Source organism: Mesorhizobium sp. M7A.F.Ca.CA.002.05.1.1, from assembly GCF_003998335.1.
GTDB lineage: Bacteria > Pseudomonadota > Alphaproteobacteria > Rhizobiales > Rhizobiaceae > Mesorhizobium.
Genome location: NZ_RZQI01001454.1, coordinates 1 through 830 on the forward strand (window position 1 = coordinate 1; position 830 = coordinate 830).

1 protein-coding gene is annotated in these 830 nt (G+C 66.0%); it reads right to left on the reverse strand.

Going from position 1 to position 830, the window contains the following annotated elements; all coding sequences use genetic code 11:
- Positions 1-273: 273 nt before the first annotated feature.
- On the reverse strand, positions 274-830 hold a 557-nt coding region (locus tag EN939_RS36315), incomplete at its 5' end, for a DHHA1 domain-containing protein (protein ID WP_245473311.1).

Sequence of the window (830 nt, forward strand, 5' to 3'; positions counted from 1 at the left end):
CAATGCAAAAGCACGCGATGCGCGCATGGAGTTCGCCAATGCAACTTGACACCACAGATAGTCGCTCATTGCCCTGCCGGGCATTTCTCCCCGTAAAACGGGGAGAAAGAGGCTGGCCGCAACGCCGGCGCCTCTTTTTTTGCAAGGCTGGCGAGTGGCGAAAGCCGCGACGAAAGCGCCCTTCTCCCCGTTTACGGGGAGAAGATGGCGGCAGCCAGATGAGGGGCAGCGCTACTTGGGAAGGTAGGGCTCCCCCCTGAACTGCCCACTAGCCTACGCCGCTTCGAGTGCCGCCCTCACTGCTGCAATCGCATCATCGGCCTTGGAAGCGTCGGGGCCACCGGCCTGGGCCATGTCGGGCCGCCCGCCGCCGCCCTGCCCGCCCAATGCGGCGGAGGCCACGCGGACAAGGTCGACGGCGCTGAAGCGATCGATGAGGTCGTCGGTGACGGCCACCACGACGCTTGCCTTGTTGTCTTCGCCGGCGCCGACGAAGACGACGACGCCGGAGCCGAGCGAGCTCTTGCCGGCATCGGCCAGCGGCTTCAAATCCTTCGGCGAGACACCGGAGACCGTCTTGCCGAGGAAGCCGATACCGGCGACCGTCTCATTGGCGGCTGGAGCATCGGCTGACGATCCCCCGCCCAGCGCCAGCTTCTTGCGCGCCTCGGTCAGTTCCTTCTCGAGCTTTTTGCGCTCTTCGAGCAGCGTCTCGACGCGCGCCGGCACGTCGGCCGGTGAAATCTTCAGCACCGCTGCCGCCGCCTTCAGCCGCCTATCCTGCTCGTCGAGATGTTTGCGCGCGGCTTCGCCGGTCAGCGCCTCGATGC